Source organism: Mycobacterium sp. MOTT36Y, assembly GCF_000262165.1.
Taxonomy (GTDB): domain Bacteria; phylum Actinomycetota; class Actinomycetes; order Mycobacteriales; family Mycobacteriaceae; genus Mycobacterium; species Mycobacterium intracellulare.
Window position 1 is genome coordinate 2,741,581 of record NC_017904.1, and the last position, 23,015, is coordinate 2,764,595.

The 23,015-nt window shown below is 67.2% G+C and carries 23 protein-coding genes; 7 read left to right on the forward strand and 16 right to left on the reverse strand.

What is annotated here, in order from left to right:
• Positions 1-243 precede the first annotated feature (243 nt).
• From W7S_RS12575 to W7S_RS12600, 6 genes are all read right to left on the reverse strand, one after another.
• Positions 244-1,662, reverse strand: a complete 1,419-nt coding sequence (locus W7S_RS12575; RefSeq protein WP_008256731.1) for a recombinase family protein — start codon at positions 1,660-1,662, stop codon at positions 244-246.
• A gap of 178 nt (positions 1,663-1,840) precedes the next feature.
• Entirely contained in the window at positions 1,841-3,295 is a 1,455-nt protein-coding gene (locus tag W7S_RS12580; RefSeq protein ID WP_008256733.1) for an aldehyde dehydrogenase, read from the reverse strand.
• 111 nt (positions 3,296-3,406) lie between these two features.
• The gene (locus W7S_RS12585; RefSeq protein ID WP_008256735.1) at positions 3,407-3,817 is read right to left on the reverse strand and encodes a VOC family protein; all 411 of its coding nucleotides are present in this window, start codon (positions 3,815-3,817) and stop codon (positions 3,407-3,409) included.
• Between the two features lie 4 nt (positions 3,818-3,821).
• Positions 3,822-4,274, reverse strand: a complete 453-nt coding sequence (locus W7S_RS12590; RefSeq protein ID WP_014711621.1) for a helix-turn-helix transcriptional regulator — start codon at positions 4,272-4,274, stop codon at positions 3,822-3,824.
• Positions 4,275-4,341: 67 nt separating this feature from the next.
• On the reverse strand, positions 4,342-5,196 hold the full coding sequence (locus tag W7S_RS12595; protein ID WP_014711622.1) for a lysophospholipid acyltransferase family protein: 855 nt from the start codon (positions 5,194-5,196) through the stop codon (positions 4,342-4,344).
• The gene (locus tag W7S_RS12600; RefSeq protein WP_014711623.1) at positions 5,189-6,007 is read right to left on the reverse strand and encodes a class I SAM-dependent methyltransferase; all 819 of its coding nucleotides are present in this window, start codon (positions 6,005-6,007) and stop codon (positions 5,189-5,191) included. Before W7S_RS12600 ends, W7S_RS12595 begins: the two co-directional genes overlap by 8 nt.
• A 77-nt stretch (positions 6,008-6,084) precedes the next feature.
• Between W7S_RS12600 and W7S_RS12605 the strand changes: the two genes are divergently transcribed.
• Positions 6,085-6,654 carry a TetR/AcrR family transcriptional regulator gene (locus W7S_RS12605; protein ID WP_008256739.1) on the forward strand — a complete coding sequence of 190 codons (570 nt, stop codon included), beginning with the start codon at positions 6,085-6,087 and terminating at the stop codon, positions 6,652-6,654.
• Between the two features lie 48 nt (positions 6,655-6,702).
• Here W7S_RS12605 and W7S_RS12610 read toward each other — a convergent pair whose 3' ends face one another.
• Together W7S_RS12610 and W7S_RS12615 are read right to left on the reverse strand one after the other, a co-directional pair.
• The gene (locus W7S_RS12610) at positions 6,703-7,605 is read right to left on the reverse strand and encodes an NAD(P)-dependent oxidoreductase (RefSeq protein WP_014711624.1); all 903 of its coding nucleotides are present in this window, start codon (positions 7,603-7,605) and stop codon (positions 6,703-6,705) included.
• Positions 7,606-7,667: 62 nt separating this feature from the next.
• Positions 7,668-8,852 carry an acyl-CoA dehydrogenase family protein gene (locus W7S_RS12615; RefSeq protein ID WP_014711625.1) on the reverse strand — a complete coding sequence of 395 codons (1,185 nt, stop codon included), beginning with the start codon at positions 8,850-8,852 and terminating at the stop codon, positions 7,668-7,670.
• A 76-nt stretch (positions 8,853-8,928) separates the two neighbouring features.
• On the opposite strand from W7S_RS12615, the gene W7S_RS12620 reads away from it, so the two are divergent.
• Together W7S_RS12620 and W7S_RS12625 are read left to right on the forward strand one after the other, a co-directional pair.
• The gene (locus W7S_RS12620) at positions 8,929-9,309 is read left to right on the forward strand and encodes an NYN domain-containing protein (protein WP_041298227.1); all 381 of its coding nucleotides are present in this window, start codon (positions 8,929-8,931) and stop codon (positions 9,307-9,309) included.
• Entirely contained in the window at positions 9,306-10,271 is a 966-nt protein-coding gene (locus tag W7S_RS12625; protein ID WP_014711627.1) for a nitronate monooxygenase family protein, read from the forward strand. The genes W7S_RS12620 and W7S_RS12625 overlap by 4 nt, the downstream gene beginning before the upstream one ends.
• A 12-nt stretch (positions 10,272-10,283) precedes the next feature.
• On the opposite strand, the gene tpx is transcribed toward W7S_RS12625, so the two are convergent.
• On the reverse strand, positions 10,284-10,778 hold the full coding sequence (tpx, locus tag W7S_RS12630; RefSeq protein ID WP_008256756.1) for a thiol peroxidase: 495 nt from the start codon (positions 10,776-10,778) through the stop codon (positions 10,284-10,286).
• A gap of 121 nt (positions 10,779-10,899) precedes the next feature.
• Here tpx and W7S_RS12635 point away from each other — a divergent pair, with 121 nt between their 5' ends.
• Together W7S_RS12635 and W7S_RS12640 are read left to right on the forward strand one after the other, a co-directional pair.
• Entirely contained in the window at positions 10,900-11,850 is a 951-nt protein-coding gene (locus W7S_RS12635) for a GlxA family transcriptional regulator (RefSeq protein WP_014711628.1), read from the forward strand.
• Between the two features lie 18 nt (positions 11,851-11,868).
• Positions 11,869-12,612 carry a DJ-1/PfpI family protein gene (locus tag W7S_RS12640; RefSeq protein ID WP_008256759.1) on the forward strand — a complete coding sequence of 248 codons (744 nt, stop codon included), beginning with the start codon at positions 11,869-11,871 and terminating at the stop codon, positions 12,610-12,612.
• Here the strand turns inward: W7S_RS12640 and W7S_RS12645 are convergent, their stop codons facing one another.
• On the reverse strand, positions 12,613-13,089 hold the full coding sequence (locus tag W7S_RS12645) for a nuclear transport factor 2 family protein (RefSeq protein WP_014711629.1): 477 nt from the start codon (positions 13,087-13,089) through the stop codon (positions 12,613-12,615). It lies immediately after the preceding gene.
• A 59-nt stretch (positions 13,090-13,148) separates the two neighbouring features.
• Here W7S_RS12645 and W7S_RS12650 point away from each other — a divergent pair, with 59 nt between their 5' ends.
• Entirely contained in the window at positions 13,149-13,919 is a 771-nt protein-coding gene (locus tag W7S_RS12650) for an SDR family oxidoreductase (RefSeq protein ID WP_014711630.1), read from the forward strand.
• A gap of 7 nt (positions 13,920-13,926) precedes the next feature.
• On the opposite strand, the gene W7S_RS12655 is transcribed toward W7S_RS12650, so the two are convergent.
• The 3 genes from W7S_RS12655 to W7S_RS12665 form a co-directional block, all read right to left on the reverse strand.
• Positions 13,927-14,604: a hypothetical protein gene (locus tag W7S_RS12655; protein WP_014711631.1), complete on the reverse strand. Its 678-nt coding sequence runs from the start codon at positions 14,602-14,604 to the stop codon at positions 13,927-13,929.
• A 134-nt stretch (positions 14,605-14,738) separates the two neighbouring features.
• The gene (locus W7S_RS12660) at positions 14,739-15,971 is read right to left on the reverse strand and encodes an EstA family serine hydrolase (protein ID WP_014711632.1); all 1,233 of its coding nucleotides are present in this window, start codon (positions 15,969-15,971) and stop codon (positions 14,739-14,741) included.
• A gap of 64 nt (positions 15,972-16,035) precedes the next feature.
• Positions 16,036-17,880, reverse strand: coding sequence for a fatty acyl-AMP ligase (locus W7S_RS12665; RefSeq protein WP_014711633.1), 1,845 nt, complete (start codon positions 17,878-17,880; stop codon positions 16,036-16,038).
• A 199-nt stretch (positions 17,881-18,079) separates the two neighbouring features.
• Between W7S_RS12665 and W7S_RS12670 the strand changes: the two genes are divergently transcribed.
• Positions 18,080-18,544, forward strand: a complete 465-nt coding sequence (locus tag W7S_RS12670) for an SRPBCC family protein (RefSeq protein ID WP_014711634.1) — start codon at positions 18,080-18,082, stop codon at positions 18,542-18,544.
• Between the two features lie 58 nt (positions 18,545-18,602).
• On the opposite strand, the gene W7S_RS12675 is transcribed toward W7S_RS12670, so the two are convergent.
• From W7S_RS12675 to aceA, 3 genes are all read right to left on the reverse strand, one after another.
• On the reverse strand, positions 18,603-19,766 hold the full coding sequence (locus tag W7S_RS12675; RefSeq protein WP_008256770.1) for an LLM class flavin-dependent oxidoreductase: 1,164 nt from the start codon (positions 19,764-19,766) through the stop codon (positions 18,603-18,605).
• A 168-nt stretch (positions 19,767-19,934) separates the two neighbouring features.
• Positions 19,935-20,255, reverse strand: coding sequence for a hypothetical protein (locus W7S_RS27170; protein WP_041298229.1), 321 nt, complete (start codon positions 20,253-20,255; stop codon positions 19,935-19,937).
• Positions 20,256-20,670: 415 nt separating this feature from the next.
• Positions 20,671-22,959, reverse strand: coding sequence for an isocitrate lyase ICL2 (gene aceA / locus W7S_RS12685; RefSeq protein WP_008256786.1), 2,289 nt, complete (start codon positions 22,957-22,959; stop codon positions 20,671-20,673).
• Positions 22,960-23,015: the final 56 nt, after the last annotated feature.

Genomic DNA, 23,015 nt, shown 5'->3' on the forward strand with positions numbered 1-23,015 from the left:
TCTGCTCCATGCGGGAAGGTTCGACCACGCGCGAATTATGTTGGTGCGCTGCGAATGCTGGTCAGGCTTCGAGGAGACGGCCCAATGGGCAATGTCCCTCTGTAGCTAACTATAGCAGGCCTTTGCCGATTTCCGAGTCGTCGCACGTCAAAAGCCTAAGAACGATTGCCAACCGTCTACCGGGAGAAAGCGGCGTGGGGTCTGCCGGGAGTCGCTATGTTGTCGAAATCTGCCTGACGAGCACTAGGTTCTAACTGGTGGAGGGATGACCACGAAGGGATCCTCAACGTCATCCGTTTTGATCGCGCGAAAGCGGTCACCGACGGTGACCTCATTCCGCCGCACAGCGAACTCAATACCGGCGTCGGTCAGCATCTTGCGCCGTTCGTCTACCGATGACTCGTCCCACGCCTGCGCCCACGTTCGGCCGGTGCCGACCTGTCCCCAATGCCCTTCAACCTGGGGCAGTGCGCTTAACCTGCCCAGCTCGGCCTCAACAGCCGCTAGCTGCTTCTCTAGGCGTTGCTTGGCTACCTCGGGCAGGTTTGTGGTGAGGCGTTCCGACAGTGCGTCGTAGCGGGCGACAGCGTCTTGCAGCGCGGTTGTGTGGTCCTCGCCCGGTATCCATTCCCGGCGCGTGATCTCGTCGTCGCCTTTGGCCAGCATCAGCGCCTGCTCGGCCAGCCGCTCCAACTGGTCGGCGCGCATGGCCGGGCGGTGATCGCACTTCGCACGGTAGTAGTAGCGGCGTCGCTTATCGCGGCCACGGCTGGACTCGTAACCCATCGCGGCACCACACTCGGCGCACCGCGCCAGCCCCGACAGCGGTGAGGCGTTCCTGCGGCTGCCCGCACCGTTGCCAGGAACTAGCGCGGCCTGCAACCGATGGAAGGTTTCAGCGTCGAGTAACTCGGGGCCGAACATGACCGGCTGGCCGTCGTCACCCAAAATCACCTCACCCTTGTGGACACGGTGCCCGCGCAACGCCGGAGAGCGCAGCATGTGACGCATAGAGCTGACTTGCCACTTGCCGCCCTTCGGGGCCGGTACGCCAGCGGAGTTCAATTCGCGGCAAACAGAGGCCATCGTGCTGCCGTCGAGTATGCGGCCAACGATCGTGTTCACCACGGCTGCCTTATCGGGGTCCGCGTCCAGCTTGCAACCCTTGCCATTCCTCACCACCCTGTAGCCGTAGGGTGGGTTCCCACCGGGCCAGCGACCCACCTGGCGAAGGTGGGCTTGTGATCCCGACTGTCTGGCCTGGATGGCTTCTAGTTCCATCTGGGCCATCCCGGCAAGGATCTGCGCGACCATCAGCCCCACAGTGCTCGACAGATCTAACGATTCTGTGATCGACACGACCGTCTTGGCGTTCGTCTTGGCCCACTGGAACAGGTCATTGAGGCCGAACATGTTGCGGGCGAGCCTGTCGAGTTTCCACGCCACTACCCCGTCGAACTCGGGATAGCGGTTCTTGAGCCAGTCGCCGAACTGTGGTGTATCGAACGGGGACAGCTTCCCAGACACGTCGATGTCTTCGGCCCACCCCACGATGGTGTGGCCGTGGACTGTGGCCCACTGAGTGATGATCTCGCGCTGGCGCTCGACACTGGTGGACTCATCCGTGAAGACCGACAGCCTGGTACGGGCAAGGAATCGCATGTGACCAGCGTAGACATGTGTCGGAATTAGCGCAATGTGGTCCACCGGGCCGTATCCGAGACATGGGTGATCGCGTGCGCTGGGCCAGCCATACGTTGCGTTATAGCACCTCGTTGCCGCCCTACTGATCGGCCCCGCCCGCGCGTCGGATTGCCCGCGGCGGGGCCCGGACTGGGATCTACAGCTGCGCCCAGACCGACTTCGTCTTCAGGTAGATCTCCAGGCCCTCTTTGCCGAACTCGTGGCCCCAGCCGGACTGCTTGTAGCCGCCGAAGGGCACATCGTGGTCGAAGACCAACTGGCAGTTGACCTGAACGCTGCCGGCCTGCAGCCGCCTCATGATGCGGTGGGCCCGGCCGAGGTTCTCCGTCCACGCGGTGGCCGCCAGGCCGTAGGTGGTGTCGTTGGCCAGGGCCACGGCCTCGTCCTCGTCGTCGAACGGCAGGATGGTGACCACCGGCCCGAAGATCTCCTGCTGGTACAGGCGCATACCCGGGTCCACGTTGGTCAGCACCGTCGGGTGGACGAAGTAGCCCTTGCGGTCCAGGCGGTGGCCGCCGGTGACCACTTCCACGCCGTCCTTCTTGCCTTCGTCGATGAATCCCATCACCCGGTTCAGCTGCTTCTGACTGATCAGCGGGCCACTGACGCAGCCCTCTTCGCTCGGGGCGCCCAGCTTGAACGAATTCGCCATCATCGCAATGCCTTCCACGACCCGGTCGTAGACCCCGCGCTGGGCGAAGATGCGCGACCCGCACACGCAGCCCTGGCCGGAGTGCACGAAGATGCCCAGCGACGCCATCATGATCGCGTTGTCCAGGTTGGCGTCGTCGAAGATCAGCACCGGCGATTTCCCGCCGAGTTCGAGCGTGACCTTCTTCAGGTTGTCCGCCGAAGCACGCACGATCTCCTTACCGACCTCGGTCGAACCGGTGAAGGCGACCTTCTCGACGTCGGGGTGCGCGGTGATCGCGGCGCCCGCGGTGTGGCCGTAACCGGTCAGCAGGTTGACGACGCCCTCGGGAACGCCGGCCTCGTGGATGAGCTTGTCCAACAACAGTGCCGACAGCGGCGTCTCCTCGGCGGGCTTGACGAGCAGGCTGCCGCCCGCGGCCAGGGCCGGCGCGAGTTTCGCGCTGGCGTTGAAGATCGGGCCGTTCCACGGGAAGATCAGCCCCACCACGCTGTAGGGCTCTTTGAGCGTGTAGGCGTGCATATTGACGTAGTTGTCGGTCGCGATGCCGTCGGTCTTGACGTCGTAGGCGACGCCGTTGATCTTCGAACACCAACCGGCGTAGTAGCGGAAGAACTCCGAACAGGTGGACATCTGTAACTGGGCCTGCATCAAGGGCATTCCCGTGTTCAGGGAGTCGAGTTGGGCGAACTCTTCGGCGTGTTCGTCGATCAAATCCCCAATCCGCCACAAGATCTTGGCCCGCTCGCGGCCGGGAAGCTCGGACCAGACACCCGACTCGAACGACGCCTTCGCCCGCGCGGCGGCCTCGTTGACCGCTTCCTGCCCGCAATCGGTGAACTCGGTGATCGTCTCCTCGGTCGCGGGATCGATGACCGTGATGACGTCACCCGTTCCGGGTCGCTTTCGAAGGTCGTCCAGTACCGCCTGCACCGTCATCTGATCCCTTTCGTCTTGCCAGTCGTCGCAACCAGCGCCGAATGCGCTCAGTGCTGAGCACTTGCTTAGCATTCTGCACACGGCTGGTCAAGCATTCGCAGGCGGATGGCCTCAGCGCAGTTCTTGGATACGAATGAGGTTGCCCGCCGGATCGCGGACGGCGCAGTCGCGAAGGCCGTACGGCTGGTCGGTGGGCTCCTGAACGATCTCGACGTCATTGCCCTGCAGCCGTTCGAAGGTGCCGTCTAAATCCTTGGTGGCCAGCAACAGTGTGGCGTAGCTGCCCTTGGCCATCATCTCGGCGATGGTGCGGCGCTCGTCGTCGGTGAGGCCCGGGTTGGCGGCCGGGGGGTTCAAGACGATGGAGGTGTCCGGCTGGTTCGGCGGGCCGACCGTGATCCAGCGCATCGCGCCCTTGCCGACGTCGAGGCGGACTTCGAAGCCGAGAACGTCGCGATAGAAGGCGAGTGAGGCTTCCGGATCGTCATGGGGAAGGAAGCTCGAGTGAATGGTGATGTTCATGCGGTCAGGCTAGGTCCGGCCCGGCGACGGGTGCTTCTCGATTCCTGATCGGTCTCGACACCTGTTTGGCCACGCATGGTGGTATGCCGGCCAGCGCATCGGTTGACTGCCGGCGATAGGTGCTGGGTGGTACACCCACCAATTCGGTGAACCGGCTACTGAAGGTGCCCAATGACGAGCAGCCGACCGCGAAGCAGACCTCGGTGACGCTCAGGTCGCCGCGGCGAAGCAGTGCCATCGCGCGCTCGATGCGTCGCGTCATCAAGTAGGAGTATGGCGATTCGCCGTAGGCAGAACGGAATTCGCGGCTGAGGTGGCCGGTGGACATGTGCGCGTCACGGGCCAGCGCTTCGACGTTCAACGGCTGCGTGTAGTCGCGGTCGATTCGGTCCCGGACGCGGCGCAACAGAACAAGGGTCCGCAGCCGCTGCGCCGTCGCGTCCGCTCTGCCGGTCACCCGCTCGATGCTGCCACCCCGGGCCGCAAATCGCCTAAATCCGTGCGTATCTGACCGTGTGTCGGGCTCAGGCCGTCGCGGCGCGGTGCCATGCCAGCGGGTTGAGCCCGCGGTAGGGATCCTTTTCCCGCAACCGGAGCAGCTCGGACAGTATGGTTTCCAGCTGCCGTCGGGTCCGCTCCTTGACGATGTCCACCCACTGCTCGTTCTCGACCCCCAGCGGTGTCGTCGTGTCGATCGGGGCGCCGAACCGCAAATACATCCGCTGCGGCCGCGGGATGAGTGTGGGGCCGATCCCCCGCAACAGCGGCATAGCCATGTCCGGGCGGCCATTCAATCGTCGACTCAGCGCCGCACTGAACTTCGCGTACGCGCTGTCGCGCGTGGTCCAACTGCGATAGACATCGTCGCCCCCAACCAGCCCGACCGGCACGATCGGGTAGCCGTTCGCCACCGAAACGCGAGCGAATCCGGAGCGTCCTTGCCAGCGCAGCGCGTACTCCTCACCCTTGAATTTCGCAATCTCGCGTCCGCCGCCGGGAAACACCAGGATGGTTTCGTCGTGGCGCATCAGCTCGCGGACGGTCTCGGGGGCGCCGATGACGCCACCGAACGCCGCCATCAGATCGGCGGGCAACCCCCGCAGCCGCCCGAAGTTCCGGTCGGCCAGCGGCCGCACCCGCGTTCCAACGCTGCGCCGAACCATGTCTGGGATCAGAAAGACCTCGGAGCCGAACTGAGTGTGGTTACCCACCAACAGGAATCGCCCGTCGGGCGGCAGATTCTCCAGGCCGTCGACGTACGGCCGGGACAGGTCCAGAACGGGTTGCAGCCGTTCGGTCACCACATCAAGCGCCCGGCGCAGCGACCGGACGCGGCTACTGGGTTGCATGATGCCGACCAGATCAGTTTCGTCACTCATGGTCGGCGGGTCCGTCCGGACGCGAGAACACAACGGCGTTCGACGGCATCCCAAGACGCCGCGGCGACGGCAGGACCTCGACCCGTATCCCCGGGCCGGCGGCGTGGCCGAGGGCCTCGAGCGCCGATGTGCTGTACGCCCGCAACGCGCTGATGAACCCGTCGTGCACGGACGGCGGTATCCAGGACCACGGCAATAGCGCGAGGTTCACCGGCAGCGCCATCACCGGAAACATCAAGGTGGCCAACGGCGTTCGCCTCTTGAGGTCAATGACCAAGAACCGCTTCCCGACCCGGGTGGCCTCGGCGATTGCGCGACAGGCGATCGCGGGCGGCAAGTGGTGAAAGGCCAACGCAAACACCACCAGGTCATAGCTGTCGTCCGGGGCATCAATGGCGGTTGCATCGATCACCTTGGCGTGCGCCCGAGGGTGAGTGCCGAGCTCGCTCGCGGTGATGTTGGCGACCGAGGTGGAGTCCACATCGGAGACTGTGACCGTGGCCGTGGGGTGCAGTTCGAGGATCTTGGCGGACAGCTTGCCGTGACCCGCACCCAACTCCAAAACACGGGGGTTGGGGATGTCGCCGACAACGTCCAACGCGAGCCGGGCGAAAGTCTCGTGCTGGTTGGTCAGGGTGCCGATGCGATCCAGCATCCCGATGACCTTCTGTTTGACCTCGTCGGAGACGTCGTCGCGGTCGAGGTACTCCAGTGCATCGGTCTCGAACCGACGATCCAGCCACGATGCGTCCGGGCCGCCCCGCGGCATTGTCGCAACAGCAGTCTGGTCGAGCGTCTTGGCCGTGCCCATCACAACGTCTCCTTCGGTTTACCTTGTGCTCCCACCACCCTAACAAACGAACCAGTTCGTCCGCCTATGATGACCGTGTGAGGACGACCACTGAGCTGCGCGGCGAAATCCTCGCCGCTGCGCGCGCGGAATTCGCGCAGTATGGGTTGGCGGGCGCGCGCATCGACCGCATCGCGCGGGCTGCGAGTGCGAGCAAAGAACGCCTGTACGCGCACTTCGGCGACAAGGAAACGCTCTTTCGCGGTGTGGTAGCGGCAGACGGCGCGGAGTTCTTCCGCGCGGTGGAGTTGCGTCCCGATGCCGTGCCCGAGTTCGTCGGTGACATCTTCGATCTCGCCCAGAACCGGCCGGAGCATCTGCGCATGATCACCTGGGCGCAGCTGGAGGGCTTCCCCCTCGACAAGCCGGAGTTCGAGGGCGAATCCCCGCCCGATGCGGCCATCGCCGCGCTGGAGCAGGCCCGGGTCGACGGCCACGTCGATCCGTGGTGGGACCCTCGCCAACTGCTGGTACTGCTATTCGGAATCGGGCTCTCGTGGGCCCACTGGCCCGACCCCGACGCGGCGACCACGGATGCGGACGTCATCGCAGAGCGCCGCGCGGCCGCGGTGGAGGCGGCGGCCCGCATCGTCAGCGCGCGAGCTTAGCCCGGCCGTCGACGAATACGTCGTCGAATAGTGGTGTGCTGCAACCTATTAAACGCCGACAAGTTCCGGGTGGAACTTGGCCGCCATGCGGCGAATTCCCTCCCGCCAGTCGACCGTGGTGCCCCCGATGAGCTCGTGCATCCGGTCGACGGTGGTGGGGTTGCCGCGCAGCGCTTGGTCGCTGGGCTCGAAGATCGGCGCTCTGCCGACCAGCGAGCCGAGGTAGTCACACCACTCCTGCAGGCTGACGGTCTGGTCACCGCACCAGTTGACGGTGGTAGCCGGGACCGACGCGACCTGAAGCAGCTTGGGGATGGTGGCGATGATGTCGTCCTCGTGAATCGGGTTGTAGCGGGCGGGTTCGCCGGGCGGGACCGGGATCGGGATGCCGGCCAGCATCATCTCCATGTGGTAGAACGGCCACCCGCCGTTGTCGCCGTAGGGGACGTTGAGCCGGGCGATCGTGGTGGGCAGTCCGATGACACGGGCCACCGAACGGGCGACCACCTCCCCGGCGATCTTGGAGATGGAATAGGTGGGAAACAGCGGCTTGTGGTTGTCCCCCAGGGCGGAGCGCTCGCTGCGGGGGTCGTCGTCCGGGGGGTCGTAGACGGCGGCCGACGAACAATGCAGGAACGCCTTCGCCTCGCGGCAGTGGGCCATGAGCATTCCCACAGACTCCGCGTTGGCCGCCAGATCCTTGTCCCAGCTGCCGCTCTTGGCCACCGCCAAGTTGAGGACGTAATCGAAATCCTTTGGGACACCGCTGAAGTCGCCGGAGGCCAAATTCACTGTCTCGCATCGAATTCCGGCCGCTTCGAGGCCTTGCCGCGCGGCGGGATCGGTGAAGCGGGCGATTCCCCACACTTCGTTGTCGGCCGCGAGCGCCCGGGCGATGGGGGTCGCGATTTGACCGGTCGGACCGGTGATCAGGATCTTCGAGCCGCGCATGGGCGCAATGCTAGCGAGGAGCCGTTGGGCCGTCAGTGGATCCGTCAACGTTGGCCGGCGGATCACAGCCCGGGCTGGTCGTCGATGATGCCCAGCCATATCTGCGCGGCGTCGATGGCCACCTTCTCGCTGATGAAGGCGTGCTGGGTTCCGGTGTAGATGTCACGGAAGGCGCGCTCGAGCCGGCTGCCCTCCCGGATCGAGGTGGTCCCGGCGACGAGATGGGCCCACTCGGCGCAGCTTCGGGCGGTGTCGGTGGCGAAGACGGCGGCCACCCGCATGTCGGCGCGCAGGGCCGGTGTCAGCTCATCCCCCGAGGCCACCGCCGCCTCGGCGGTGGTGAACGCGTCGAGCACCAGCAGCCGGGCCGCACGCCACGCCGCGCGGTGATGCGCCAGCCCCTTCTGGAAGGTCGGGCGGCTGGCCAGCGACGCCATGTCACTCATCCGGAATTTCGTCGCGGCCAGCTCCTGAACGTCGTCGAGCATGCTCTTGGCGACGCCCAGGGCCCACGACGCGTGCCCGGCCGCGGTGACGGGCATCAGGCCCATCCGGGTGGCCGGCGACGTTCCCCGGTGCGGCCGCCGGGTGAACAGTTCGAACGTGCGGCCTGCCGGGACGAACACGTCGGTGGCGCTGTAGTCGTAGGACCCGGTTCCCTTGAGCCCCTGGACATACCAGCCGTCGTCGAAGCTGATCTCGGAGCGGGGAATGACGGCGACCCGCATCTCGGGGAAACCTTCACTGATCCAGCGCATCTCGCCGTTGTCCATCGGCAGGAATCCGGCGGCAACGTAGTGCGAGTGCCCGATTCCCGAACCGAAGTTCCACGCCCCGGTGACGACGTAGCCGCCGTCGACGGCGGTTCCCTGTCCGTTGGGAAAGAATTGACCGCCCATGGTGACGCGGTTGTCGTGTGCGGTGAACACCTCGGCGAAGCCCTCGTCCGGCAGGTATGCGGCGGCGGCGAAGGACGACGGCAGATTGGCGATCCCCACCCAGCCGAACGAGCCGTCCTGCCAAGCCATTTCGATCCAGGTTTCGATCATCTCGGTGAAGGACGGCTCGACGCCGCCGGCGGCGACGGGGTTGAACGCCGACATCAGCCCGCTGGCCCACATCTCGTCGACGATCGCCGGAGTCAGGGTGCGCATGCGTTCGGATTCGGGGGCCTGGGCAGCCACCAGCTCGCGCATGCCGCGCGCGAGCGAGACGACCCGGTCTTCGGTGTCGGCGATCGACGTCATGGGGGTGACCGTATCAACCGGCCATGGCTTTGAGAACGAAATCGGCCGTCGCGGCACGTCGTTTACGGTGTGGGTTGTGCGCTGGATCGTCGACGGCATGAATGTGATCGGAAGCCGCCCCGACGGTTGGTGGAAGGACCGCGAGGGTGCGATGGTCGCATTGGTGGAGCGCCTGGATCGATGGGCCTCGAGTCAAGGAGAAACGGTGACAGTGGTTTTTGAGCGACCGCCGTCGACGGCGATCGCGTCGTCGGCGGTCGAGATTGCCCACGCCCCCAGGGCGGCCGCGAACTCGGCCGACGACGAGATCGTCCGGCTGGTCGCGGCCGACGCCGCGCCTCGCGACATTCGGGTGGTGACATCCGACCGCGCGCTGACCGAGCGGGTGCGAAGCCTGGGGGCGTCCGTCCATCGGTCGGAAAGCTTTCGTGACCTTGTCGATCCGCGGGACCGATGACCGCCGGCGCGCCGGGTCCCGTACCCAACCGGGTCTGCGCGCTCGCGCGCATCGACATCCCGATCATGCAGGCCCCGATGACCTACATCGCCGGCGCCCAGCTGGCCGCGGCGGTGTCGAACGCCGGGGGCCTCGGCATCATCGAGACCACCTCGGATCAAGGCCGAGCCGACCTGCGGCGGGTGCGCGACCTGACGGACGGCGCCGTGGGCGCCAACATCGCGCTGCTGTTCAACCGTGATCCCGCCATGCTGGATTTACTTGTCGCCAACGGCATTCGGTTCGTGACCACCTCGGCCGGGGACCCCGCGCTGTTCACCGATCGGTTGCACGACGCGGGCATCACGGTCTTCCACGTGGTGGGCACGTTGGCCGCGGCCCGCAAGGCCGTCGACGCCGGGGTGGACGGGCTCGTGGTCGAAGGCGTGGAGGGCGGCGGGTTCAAGAACCGCTTCGGCGCCTCCACCATGGTGCTGCTGCCGTTGGTGGCGGCCCACGTCGACGTCCCGATCGTGGCCGCCGGCGGGATCTGCGACGCCCGATCGATGGCGGCCGCTTTCGTCCTGGGCGCCGAGGCGGTGCAGATGGGCACGCGGTTACTCGCCTCGGCGGATTCGCCCGTGCACGGCAATCTCAAGCAAGCGGTCGTCGACGCCGACGAGACGGGCACGGTAATGCTCCCCCTCGACGGCAAACGGATGATGCGGGTCATCCGCACGCCCGCGGCCGAGCGGCTGGACGCCGCGACGTCTGCCGGCGAGGGCGCCGCGGCGCTGCAACGCGTGCAGCGGCTCTATTTCGACGGCGACCTGGACGCCAGCGTCGCCAACACCGGCCAGGTGGCGGGTCGTATCGACGACCTGCCCCCGGCCGCCGACATCATCGATCAGATGTGGAAAGGCTGCCGCGAGGTGCTGGCCGCCACCGCCGACCGCCTCGGGACGGTCGGCGGTGGCGCCTAGCGTTCCAGAAGGTCAGCCCGCCGCGGCCAGCGCCGCGTCGTAGTTGGGCTCCTGCGCGATCTCGGGCACCAGTTCGGTGTAGGCGACGTTGCCGTCGGCGCCGATCACCACGATGGCCCGCGCGAGCAGCCCCGCCATCGGGCCGTCGGTGAGGGTCACCCCGTAGTCCTCGCCGAAGCTGTCCCGGAACGCCGACGCGGTCTTGACGTTCTCGATGCCCTCGGCGCCACAGAATCGCGCCTGGGCGAACGGCAGATCCTTCGAGACGTTCACCACGGTCGCCCCGGCCCCGGCGGCGCGCTCGTTGAAGGTCCGCACGCTGGTCGCGCACACCGGCGTGTCGATGGACGGAAAGATGTTGAGCACCACGGGCTTACCGGCGAACTGCTCGCTGCTGACCGCGGCCAGATCGCCGCCGACCAGACTGAAGCCTGGGGCTTTGGATCCGACGGCAGGCAGCTCGCCGACTGTGTTGATCGGGTTTCCACGCAACGTTATCTGTGCCATGCGCACAGTCTGCCAACACTGCCGCGAGCGCAATGGGGCAGGGTGGGCGCAGGCCCGCGTGTCCTAATTAGTGGGGTGCATGGCGTAGACGCCACACCGTCGCGTGTCCAACACTGGGTTCATGCCTCGCAAGGTGGTGATCGCCGGTTATCCCGGCGTGCAGGCGCTCGATGTGATCGGGCCGCATGACGTCTTCACGACCGCGTCGCTGTTGACGGGCGGCAGCTACGGCGTCACCGTCGCCTCGGTCGACGCCCAACCGGTGTCGACGGGTACCGGGCTGGCCTTCGTCGCGGCGCCGTTGCCGGACCCGGGCGACTCGATCGACACGGTCGTGCTGCCCGGTGGCGGCGGCATCGACGCGGCGCGCGCCGATGCCGAGCTCGTCGCCTGGGTCAAGGCCGTCGCCGGACATGCCCGGCGCATGGTGACGGTGTGCACCGGCGCTTTCCTGGCCGCCCAGGCGGGGGTGCTGGACGGGCAGCGGGTGACCACCCACTGGGCCTTCGCCGAGCGGTTGGCGAGCGAGTTCCCCGCCATCGAGGTCGACCCCGACCCGATCTTCGTCCGGAGCTCCGAGACCGTGTGGACCGCGGCGGGGGTCACGGCGGGCATCGACCTTGCGCTCGCGCTGATCGAGGAGGACCACGGCACCGAGGTCGCGCAGACGGTGGCTCGTTGGCTCGTGCTGCATCTGCGCCGCCCCGGCGGGCAGACGCAGTTCGCGGCGCCGGTGTGGATGCCGCGGGCCCGCCGCGACTCGATCCGCGAGGTGCAGGAGACCATCGAGGCCGAACCGGGCGGTTCGCACAGCGTCGACGACCTGGCCCGACGGGCGGCGATGAGCCCGCGCCACTTCACCCGGGTGTTCACCGCCGAAATCGGCGAGGCGCCCGGCCAGTACGTCGAGCGCATCCGCACCGAGGCCGCGCGCCGGCAGTTGGAGGAGACCGACGACACCGTCGTCGCGATCGCCGCCCGATGCGGCTTCGGAACCGCGGAGACGATGCGCCGCAATTTCCTTCGCCGCGTGGGCATTTCGCCCGACCAGTACCGCAAGGCCTTCGCTTAGCCGGAAAGGACGGCACTCATGACCCAAATCGCCTTCGTGGCCTACCCGGGATTCACCGCGCTGGACATGATCGGCCCCTACGAGGTGCTGCGCAACCTGCCGGGCGCGCAGGTGCGGTTCGTCTGGCACGAGGCCGGACCGATCACCGCCGACTCCGGCGTGCTGGTCATCGGCGCCACGCACACCCTGGCCGAAACACCCTCTCCCGACGTGATTCTCGTCCCCGGAGGTCCCTCGACCCCGGTCCATGCCCGCGATGACGCGCTGCTCGACTGGCTGCGCCGCGCGCACCAAACCGCGAGCTGGACGGCGTCGGTGTGTTCGGGCTCGGTCATCCTGGCCGCCGCGGGCCTGCTCGACGGGCGGCGGGCGACGTCGCACTGGCTGACGATTCCCGCGCTGAAGGCCTTCGGCGCCATCCCCGTGGCCGACGAACGGATCGTGCACTCCGACGACATCGTCACCAGCGCGGGTGTGTCCGCCGGCCTCGACCTCGCGCTGTGGCTGGCCGGACAGATCGGTGGCGAAAACCGCGCCAAGGCAATCCAACTCGCGCTCGAATACGACCCGCAGCCGCCGTTCGACTCGGGCCACATGTCGAAGGCGTCTGCGACCACGAAGGCCGCGGCGACGGCGCTGCTGTCCAAGGACAGCGTGAAGCCCGCCAACGTCAAGGCCACGACGTTGCTGGCCTGGGAGCAGGCGCTGGGTAGGGTCCGGTCGCGGCGGCGCAGGCGCCAGCGGGATCTGTCGCCGGCCTAATTAGGCGCCCGGCTGCAGGATCTCGGTCGTGGCGAGCTGCCCGCCGGCCTGAATCCAGGCCGCGACGACGCCGGGCGCATCACGGTCGGGGTTGTAGATGTCCTCCTCGCTGGAGAACAGGCCGTCCCCGGCATAGACCAGCCGGGTCCAGTTGGGGAACCAGAACGGTTCGCCGTCCGGATCGGTGGGATGGTCCAGCAGGTTCTTGATCATGACGACGACGGCGTCGTTGTCCTCGTCGTGGGCGATCCAGTCGTTGGGAAAGCGCATGTGCGGGAACGGCGCCATCACCGCGACGATCCAGTCCCGTACCGCCTCGCGCCCGTGGAAGACGCCGTAGTGATGCTCGGTGTAGACGACGTCTTCGGTGAACAGATCCGCGAAGGGGCGCCAGTCGCCCGACCCGCTGCACCCCTCGACGACCTTGGTGTAGTTCTCGACGGCTTTGTCGATTTCTGCCCTGGTGAATTTGCCCATAGCGGACACACTAGAACGTGTTTCGGTTTCGGGTTGCCCGTTGCGAATAGGGTTATCGAATGAACGTGTGGGACCTGTTCGACTTGCGCGGCAAGCGCGCGTTGGTGACCGGGGCGTCCAGCGGCATCGGCAAGAAGGTGGCCCAGGCGTATCTGCAAGCCGGTGCCCAGGTGGCCCTTGCGGCACGGAATATCGAAGCCTTGCAACGCGTCGCCGCCGAGCTGGCCGCGAACGGGGAAGGCGACGTGGTGCCGATCCGTTGCGACGTGACCCAACCGGACCAGGTGGGCACCATGCTGGACCGGGTGACCGCGGAGTTGGGCGGCATCGACATTGCAGTGTGCAACGCCGGGATCATCGCCGCCACCCCGATGCTGGAGATGTCGCCGGAGGAGTTCCAGCGCATCCAGGACACCAACGTGACCGGAGTCTTTCTCACCGCCCAGGCCGCGGCCCGGGCGATGGTCCGCCAGGGACGCGGTGGCGCCATCATCACCACCGCCTCGATGTCCGGCCACATCATCAACGTCCCGCAGCAGGTCGGCCACTACTGCGCCTCCAAGGCGGCCGTCATCCACCTGACCAAGGCGATGGCAGTCGAATTCGCGCCCCACAACATTCGGGTCAACAGCGTCAGCCCCGGCTACATCCTCACCGAGCTCGTCAAGCCCCTCGAGGAGTATCACCGCCTGTGGGAGCCCAAGATCCCGCTCGGCCGCATCGGCCGGCCCGAGGAACTCATCGGCCTCTACCTGTATCTGGCCAGCGAGGCGTCCAGCTACATGACCGGTTCGGACCTCGTGATCGACGGCGGATACAGCTGCCCGTAGCGCTTCGTCACCGCTCGATCTCGCCGGAGATCCCGCGTTCGATCTTCGCCTGCGCAGTCGACGGCAACACCAAAAGGCCATCGAGTTCGCTGCGGGCAACCTCGTAGGCGCGCTGACGTTCGTGCGCCGCCGCCGCGGGGTCGGCGGCCACCCGAAGCAGACTCTGCGCGCGGGCAATCCGTTGCTGATCCGCCTGGGAAAAATCGTTGCGGCGTCGGCGCATCGCTTCGGCCTCCGCGGCGTTGAACGCGGTCGCGTAATCCTCGACGGCTGCCATGTATTGGGCGGCGGCTTCCCGATCGTCGAGCAGATCTTCGGCCTTGGCGGGCCGCAGGAAGTCGGCGCGGAGTTTGGCCTTGTGGAACGCGACCGTGAGCGCATCACGCATGTCGGTCATGAGCGGAAAGTCCAGCAGCTTGGCGACGTCGAGTTCGTACTCGAGCCAACGATCATCGGTGCGGTTGTGCTCGTCGAGGACGCGCCGGATCGCGCGCCACTGGGCCGCGTGGTTGTTCACGGCGGCCCCGCCGGCGGGCGCGTCGGGCAGTGGTGCCCGGTCGGCTTCCCGCGGCTGCTCGTCGGCGCGCCGCCGGTAGGCGCCGAACGCGCGCGCCGCGGCCACGATCGCGCCCGTCAGCGGCAGGATCACGATCAGCAGCTCCGCCAACCGGAATAGCAAGCCCACATGGCCAGGATGCCATCAGGACGGTCGGTGTTCGGTCACTCTGCGGGCGCACGCGCCGCCGAGCGTGGGGACTACGGACGAATCCGGTGCGGTTCGCGTCCCTGGGGCCCACACTCGACGCCGCACGAATCCGGTCAACTCTGTGGGCGCGCCCCGAGCACATCGCGAAACAACGCCTGCCGCAACGCGAGTTCACGGGGGTCGCTCCACAGGTGAAACCCGAGCCGGTTCATGACGTAGGCGAAGCCGATGCCGGTGTCGGGGTCCGCACATCCGAAGGAGCCGCCGAAGCCGGGGGTACCGAAGGCCTTGTCCGATGAACCGAATGTGAAGTGCGGCACCGGCTTACAGAAGCCAAGCGAATACGCCACGTCTACGTGCATCACCTTGTCGCGCACGCCCTGACTCGGCGAGATCGCCGGCGCCGCCAGGGACTCGAGCGTGGCGGCGCTCAGCCCCACCTCGGCGCCTCCGGCGGCGGCGCTGCCGTACATGCGCGCCACCGATCTGGCGGTTCCGATGCCGTTGACCGACGGGATCTCGACCGCCCGGACGTCGTCGCGGTTGTAGTCGCCGTTGAACGCGTTGACCCCCCGTGGGACTCCGACGGTGCGCGCCGTCAGGCCGACGGGATTGAGCGAGGCGCCGACGAACCCGGGGGGCATCACACCCAGGTGCAGAAGTGTTTCCGCCCGCACCCAATTGTGGACGTGGGCGACTCGCGTGCGGTCGACCGAGTCCGGCAGGCCGATGTGCAGGTCGAGTCCTGAAGGCGTGACGATCTCGTCGGCCAGGAACCGGCCCAGGGTGCGGCCGGCGGGGTCGGTGCGGCGGATCAATTCGGATTCGTACCAGCCCAGCGTGATCGCGTGGTATCCGTGCCGGGTGCCCGGTCGCCACGCCGGTGTCTGGGCGGCCAGGATCGGCGACAGCCGCTCCGGGTCGGCCACGTCGGCCAGCGTCGGCTTCGGTTTGAGCGCACACAGTCCGGCCTGATGTCCCAGCAGTTGGCGGACCGTGACATCCGCCTTTCCCGATTGGGCGAATTCCGGCCAGTAATCGGCGACCTTGGCGTCATAGGAGATGAGTCCACGGGACACCGCCACCGCCACGACGAGGGCGGCCACCCCTTTGGTCGTGGAGAACATGTTCACCATCGTGTCGGGCCGCCACGGATCCTTGGTCAATCCGTTCCGGTACCCGCCCCATAGGTCGACCACCTTGGCGCCGTCGCGGTAGACGGCGACGGCCGCGCCGACTTCCGCGCCGCCGCGAAGAGTCGCGCGGAAAGCGTCGGCCACCTTGCCGTAGCCGGCATCCACGTCGCCGCCGATCAAGTCCGGCGACACCGTCATCTTGAGAACCATCTGGCGCCTCCGAGTGGAGACTAGCCAGCCTGGTCCGTACGCGAGGCCGGTTTGGGCGCCCCGGTCAGTGGGCGCCGAGGCCGCCGCCGAGGTATTCGGCGCGGCATGCCCGACGGGCCAGCTTGCCGCTGGTGGTCCGCGGGATGGCGCCGGCCGGTAGCAGGCGCACGTCCGAGACCGCCAGGCCGTGTCGCCGCGAGACCGCTTCGTGGATCGCCTCGATCGCCGGCTGTGGGTCCTGACGGCTGGTGCCGGCGGCACGTTCGGCGACGACGACGAGCCGGTCGGTGCCCGGGTTGTTTTCGGCCGGTACGGAAAACGCCGTCACGTAGCCGCGCCGAATCATCGGGGACGCCTCGGCGACGGTGGCCTCGATGTCGTGCGGATAGTGGTTGCGGCCCTCGATCGTGATGAGGTCCGCCATCCGCCCCGTCACGTACAGCTCGCCGCCGAGGTACACGCCCAGATCGCCGGTGCGCAACCACGAGCGTTGGAGATCGGCGCCGTCGGCATGGCTGCCGTCGGTCCGTCGCGATCGCAGTTCGGCGCCGAACGCCAGCCGAGTCGCCTCGGGCAGGCCCCAGTACCCGCGACCAATGTTGTTGCCCTGCAACCAGATTTCGCCCACCTGACCGTCGGGCAATTCGGCTGCGTTGCCGGGGTCGACGATCACGGCCCATTCGCTGCGTGCCACCTGGCCACAGGACACCTGAGCGACGGCGTTGGGAGCGTCGGCGGGAACGCGTACCGCGTGCCCGGCGCCCAGTTGTTCGCGGTCGAAGTACACCGCCGTCGCTTCCGCCGTTGGGGCGATGGTCGCGACGAGCAGCGTCCCCTCGGCGATGCCGTAGGACGGTTTGAACGCGGTGCGGGGCAACCCGTATGGCGCGAACGCCTTGTTGAAGGTCCTGATCGCGTCGATGCTGACCGGTTCGGAGCCGATGATCATCACCACGTTGCGCAGATCGATGTCCTCGCCGCCGGTGGGCAGCCCACGCTGCGCCGCCCACTCGTAGGCGAAGTTCGGCGCGGCGGTGACGACGTTGCCCTGCCGCGAGCCGTCGGACAGCGCCTGGATCCACCGCAATGGCCGGCGCACGAACGCGGCCGGAGACATCAGCGTGGAATGGCCGCCGTAGACGGCGGGAAAGCCGATCATCGACAAACCCATGTCGTGGTAGAGCGGTAACCAGCTGACGCCGTGCGTGTTTCGGTCCAAGAGGTCGATCGACAGGATCATCTGCACCAGGTTGGTGCCGACGGCGCGGTGGGTGATCTCCACGCCGACCGGCGGCCGGGTGGATCCCGACGTGTACTGCAGGTGCGACACGTCGTCCATGCCGAGCTCGGTCGCCTCGAACGACTCGCCGGCCGAATCGGGGATCTGGTCGATGGCGATCACTTCCGCCCGGCCCAGGTGGGGGTGGTCGGCCAGGAATTTCGCGACCGCGCCGTGCGCGGCGGTGGTTGTGAGCAGGGCCGTGGGCTCCGAGTCGCGCAACGCGGTATCCAGGCGCTCGGCGTGCCCGGGCAACTCCGGGGCGAACAGCGGGACCGCGATGGCTCCGGCCTTGACCGCCGCGTAGAACCCGGCGACGTAGTCGATGCCCTGCGGCGCGAGGACCGCGACGCGCTCGCCGCGGCTCGCGACTTGCTGGATGCGCGCGCCGATGGCTTCCAGCCGGACACCGAACTGGGTCCAGGTCACCTCGTCGGCCTTGCCATCCCCCGGGCCGCTGTAATCGAGGTAGCGATAGGCGACGGCGTCACCGACGTTGGCGATGTTGCGGTCGATCAGGGATATCAGGTTGACGCCGGGTGGCAGCGCGATACCCCCGTCGCCGTCCAGGCAGTCCTCGATTCGGAGCAGCCCGGGGACACCGGCGTCGCGCCGGGAACCGTGATCCATGCCGCCAGTCTAGGCAAGCCGATCAGGCGGGCCCTACGCCGACGAATCGGGAAACGCCAAGAGCGGCGGCCGCATTCGCTCATTCCGTGAGGTGTAGGTGGCCCCGTGGCCGGGTCCTGGTCGGGCGGGCGGTAGCCTACCGGCGAGCGGCGTCCAGGACCGTCGAAGGCCGTAGGGTTTGCTATCACCAGGAGTTGTCATGTCGGGCCGGAAGTTCTCCTTCGAAATCACCCGTACCAGCAGCGCTCCCGCCGAGACGCTGTTTCGGCTCGTCGCTGATGGCGCTAACTGGTCGCAGTGGGCCAAGCCGATCGTGTTGCGCTCGAGTTGGGCCCGCGAGGGCGATCCCGCACCGGGCGGGGTCGGGGCCATCCGCAAGGTGGGCATGTGGCCCGTCTTCGTGCAGGAGGAGACCGTCGCGTACGAACCGGATCGCCGCCACGCCTACAAGCTGGTGGGGCCGCCTACCCCGGCCAAGGACTACGCCGGCGAGGTGGTCTTCACGCCGAATGCGGCCGGCGGCACGGACATCCGCTGGACCGGCTCATTCACCGAGGGCGTTCGCGGAACCGGCCCGGTGATGCGCGCCGCGATGGGCGGGGCGGTGCGGTTCTTCTCCGGCCGCTTGGTGAAGGCGGCCGAGCGCGAGTCGACCGGGCGTTAGTCAGCGCGAAATATGCGGTCCGCGAAGCACACTCGCGGGCGGTTGGGTCGGTAAGCCGTTACTTGGACTCGACCTCGTCCTGATACTTCTTGGTCATGTGCGCGACCGCATCGAGCTGCGACTGCGCCAGGCTCTCCCGCGCCTGCCCGGCGCGCGCCGCCGCGTCCAGCGTCGGCTGAGCCTGGCCCTGAAAGTGCGGCATCACTTCGGCGGCGAACAATTCGGCGGATCGCCTGGTGGCGGCCGGATTCGCCCACTCGTGACCCATCTGCAGCATGCAACCGAACCCGCCGGACTGATCCCACAGCCTTTGCACCTGCTCGCGCGCCCGCTCGGGCGTGCCGATCACGCCCGCGCCGTTGTCGTTGATGACGTCGATCATCTCGTCGAGCTGTTCTCCCGGCATCGTCATCTGCGGGAACGCGGCCACCTTCTGGAAGTACCGGAACCATGGCTCGATGCCGAACTTGACCTCTTCGCGGGCCTGCTTTTCTGTCTCGGCGAGATGGAACAGGCCGACCAGGCTCCAGTTGCGGCGATCGACCTGCGCGCCGAAGGTCGCCGCGCGCTCCTCGACGATGTCCCAGTGGTACGACAGCGCGTTGAAGCCCTCGACGGTCAGCGTCGCCCCGATGGACAGCAGCCCGATGCCGTGCTTGCCGGCCAGCCGCGCCCCCGTCGGCGACGCGACCGCGGCGACCGACAGCGGGATCCCGCCATCGGAGTACGGGGCGAGCTGCAACCTGGCGTCGAACAGCTGATGGGTTGCCGTTTTGGCGCTGACCGTCTCCCCCGCCAGCAGCCGCACGACGATGTCGAGGTTCGTTTCCAGCAACTCGCGCGTGTCGGTGGGGGTGAGTCCGATCATCGACGAGTCGCTGGGCAGCGAGCCCGGTCCGACACCGCCGATGATGCGGCCGTGGGTGAGATGGTCCAGCAGCATCAGCCGATCCGCGACCCACAGCGGATTGTGATACGAGAGGGAAATCACCCCGGTGCCGAACCGGATTCGTTTTGCACGTTCGGCGGCGGCGGCGATGAAAATCTCCGGGGAGCTGATGATTTCGCTTCCTGCGGAATGGTGCTCGCCCAACCAGACTTCGTCAAAGCCAAGGGCGTCGAGATGCTCGATGAACGAGAGATCACGCTGCAGGGCCAGTGTCGGATTGGTGCCCGCGCGATGAAAGGGGGCGATGAAGTATCCAAACCTGAGCTTGCCCATGGGATCCCTTTGCAGTCGAGTCCCCCGAACCATAGCTCAACGGGCGCTGCGGGAACCCAGAAAAAACTTGAGAGTTATCAGCCGGTGGGGCCAGGTAACCATGGCCCCACCGGCTAGCGAAACAAGTTTGGGACTTCGAACTAGAACGGGCTCAACGCCAGTGGCTGATCACGGGTAGCCGCCGCAGACGTTGCCGACGCACCCGCCGCCGCCGCCCGGGCCACCGCCGCCACCGCCGACGCCGGGGATGCTGCCGCCGCCGCCACCGGGACCGCCGCCGCCGGTCGGGCCGCCGGGCACGCCGCCGCCACCGGGACCGCCGCCGCCCTCACCGGGCGCAGTGGAGGGCGCGACGCTCGACGAGGGCGTGGTCGTCGGTGTGGTGGTGCTGCTCGGGCCCTCTTTATGACCGCCGCCGCAGCCGACCGCCAGTACGAGCATGGCCGCGCCGCCGAAAAGGGCGACCGTTGTCCTCGGTCCAGATCCCATCAGATCCCCCAATCTCCACTTGCGCCACACCGCGGCGCCCACTGTTTCTTACCCAGGGGCGTCGGCGCGCAAACTACTTCCGGCGCCGAGATTGCGACGGGAAAGGGTGGCCGTCACGCGGGTGGGGCGCCGCCGGGAAAGTGGAGCGTGCGCGATCCCGTGGGCGTAGCCGCAGCGGCACAAGGGAATCTGGCGAACGCGGGAACATGACCATCGAGGCCTTTAAAAGCCGATGGCCCATCTCGGGCCTATGGACCATCGGCGAAACAAATCGTATCCGGGTGCGGGCCTTCCCGTGGGCGAAATGTCTGACTCGTAAATTAGAAAATTCCTTATATTCACTAAGTAGACCGTCCTCCGATCGGGCGTTGGCGGCCGCGCAAGCCTGTGACCAGGGCCGCAGCCGAAACCGCGGCTACCCCTCCTTGGTGATCAGCTTGCGCAGCGCCACGCGGTCGGGCTTGAGCAGTTCGGCGATGCGGGGCTGATTCACCTCGGCGACGATGATCTCGCCGACCTCCTGGTAGACCTCGCTGAAGATGCCGTGGGATTTCATCTTCGAGGTCTGATAGAGGTTGTCCTCGGTCGGCGTCACATAGATCACCCCGTCGGCCTTGAAGCGGTGCACCAGCCAGAGGTGGATCAAGGTCATCAGCCGCTTCTGCCGGAGCTTCTCCGCGAAGGTGTTCTGGTCGCGCACCTGAAGGATGCTGCGGCCGTGCCGGTCCTTGATCGGGTCGACGACCACGTTGGCCAGCTGCTCGTCGTCGTTGCCGTAGATGCCGAGTTCGAGCACGTCCGAGCCGGCCCGGCGGGGCCGCAGTTGCACCCGCAGTTTCTCGCCGAGGTCGTAGTTCTCGCTCCACATCGCCAGCCACTCCTCGAGCAGCTTCTTCGGCACCTCGGTCTGCACCAGGTGCTGGTGCTGGGTCGAGCCTTCGCCCATCGACTTGGTGGTGGCGGTGCGGCCCGAGGAGGCCGTGAGCGCGGCGTCGCTGCGCGGTCCCCCGACGAGGGTTTGCGGTGTGCGGTAAGGAGATTCGACCAGGCGCATCTTGCGCTGCAGCCGGGCCAGCGCCAACATGCCGTCCTGTTGCAGCGAGGTGGCGAACTCCTCGGCGGCGACGCCGTCGATCTGGTGTCCGCCGTAGGTGATGAAGTTGAAGACGAAACCCATCTTGCCCAGTTCCTCGGGGAACTGCTTCATCTGCTCGTCGGTCATGCCGGTGGTGTCCCAGTTGAACGACGGGGACAGGTTGTAGGCCAGCATCTGGTCGGGGAACTTGGCGTGGATGGCGTCGGCGAACTGCCGGGCGTCGTCCAGGTCGGCGGTCTTGGTCTCCATCCACAAGAGGTCGGCGAATGGCGCGGCCGCCAGCGATTTGGCGATGGCGTACGGGATGCCGCCGCGGATCTGGTAGTAGCCCTCGGGCGTCTTCGAGAGTTCGCAGTCCCAACCGGGGTCGACGCCCAACTCCTTCGCCTTGGCCCTGGCCGAGTAGAGCGAGGCGGTCGCGGCGAACTCCCGCCACTCCTCGGCGCTCATATCGGCCGGTTCGCCCTCGCTGGCGGCGAACGCGAGCACATCGGCGACGGCCTCGCCGTAGGTCATCAGGCCGGCGTCGTCCTCCCAGGCCGCCACGAACCGCGACTCGACTTGGTCGAACAGGTCGTCGATCGACTGTTGACCGTCCTCCCGCCAGGCGTTGACGGCGTCGGAGACCAGGCCCTGGATCCCTTGGCGCTCAAGCCAAGCTGTGGCCTCGGCGTACTCCCCTTCGGGCAGCGCGTACAGCAGGTGGCCGTTGAGGTCTTTGACGCCCAGCTCGTAGAAGCGACGCACCAACGCCAGGAAGCACGACTTGTAGGACGGGATCTTGAGGTTGGTGGCTCCGAGCAGGAACGGCTGGTCACGCTCGTCGGCCCGGCTGTCCAGCAGGTTGGCGGCCTCGGCGTCGGTGCGCGCGACGATGATGCCCGGCACCTTCATGATGTCGAGCTGGAAGCGAGCGGTGTTGAGCCGTTTGATCTGTTCGTCGGACGGCACCAACACCTTGCCGCCCTGATGGCCGCACTTCTTGGTGCCGGGGCGCTGGTCCTCGATGTGGTAGCCGGGCACGCCGACCTCGACGAACCGGCGGATCAGGTTGCGCACGTGCGGGTCACCGCCGTGGCCGGTGTCCGCGTCGGCGATGATGAACGGCCGGTAGTCGTAGACCGGGGCCGCGGCGCGCTGCTTTTCGCTCATCTGCAGGCGCTGGTATTGCTGGTTGCGGTCGGCGGTCAGCAGGGCGCGCACCAGCACCGCGGCGTCGTCGGGCACCTGGCTCAGCGGGTAGCTGGCGAGGTCGGGTCCGGGATCTTCGGTGGTGGACCCCTTGGCCGAGGTGGCCCAGCCGCCCAGATAGATCCCCTCGATGCCCATCCGCTTCATCGCGACCGCCTGGCCGGGCGAGTACGGGCCGAACGTCGTGATGCTCTTCTTCTGGGCGAACAGCTCGCGCAACCGCTCGTAGAAGGCCGCCGCCGCGTTTCGTGCCACGGTGTAGTCGGTCGGGATGGTGCCGCGCTGCTCGGCTACCTGGCGGGCGGTGTACAGGCGGGTGATCCGGGAAAAGCGCGGATCGTCGAAGTATTGCTGCGTGGCAGCGACCTCGTCGTCGAACGATGGCCGGACTTGTGTGTCCTTGTCGATGATCGCCATGTCTTACGCCCCTCTCCGGCACGACTCCACTGAACGTGAGTCTATCCCCGCGGAGG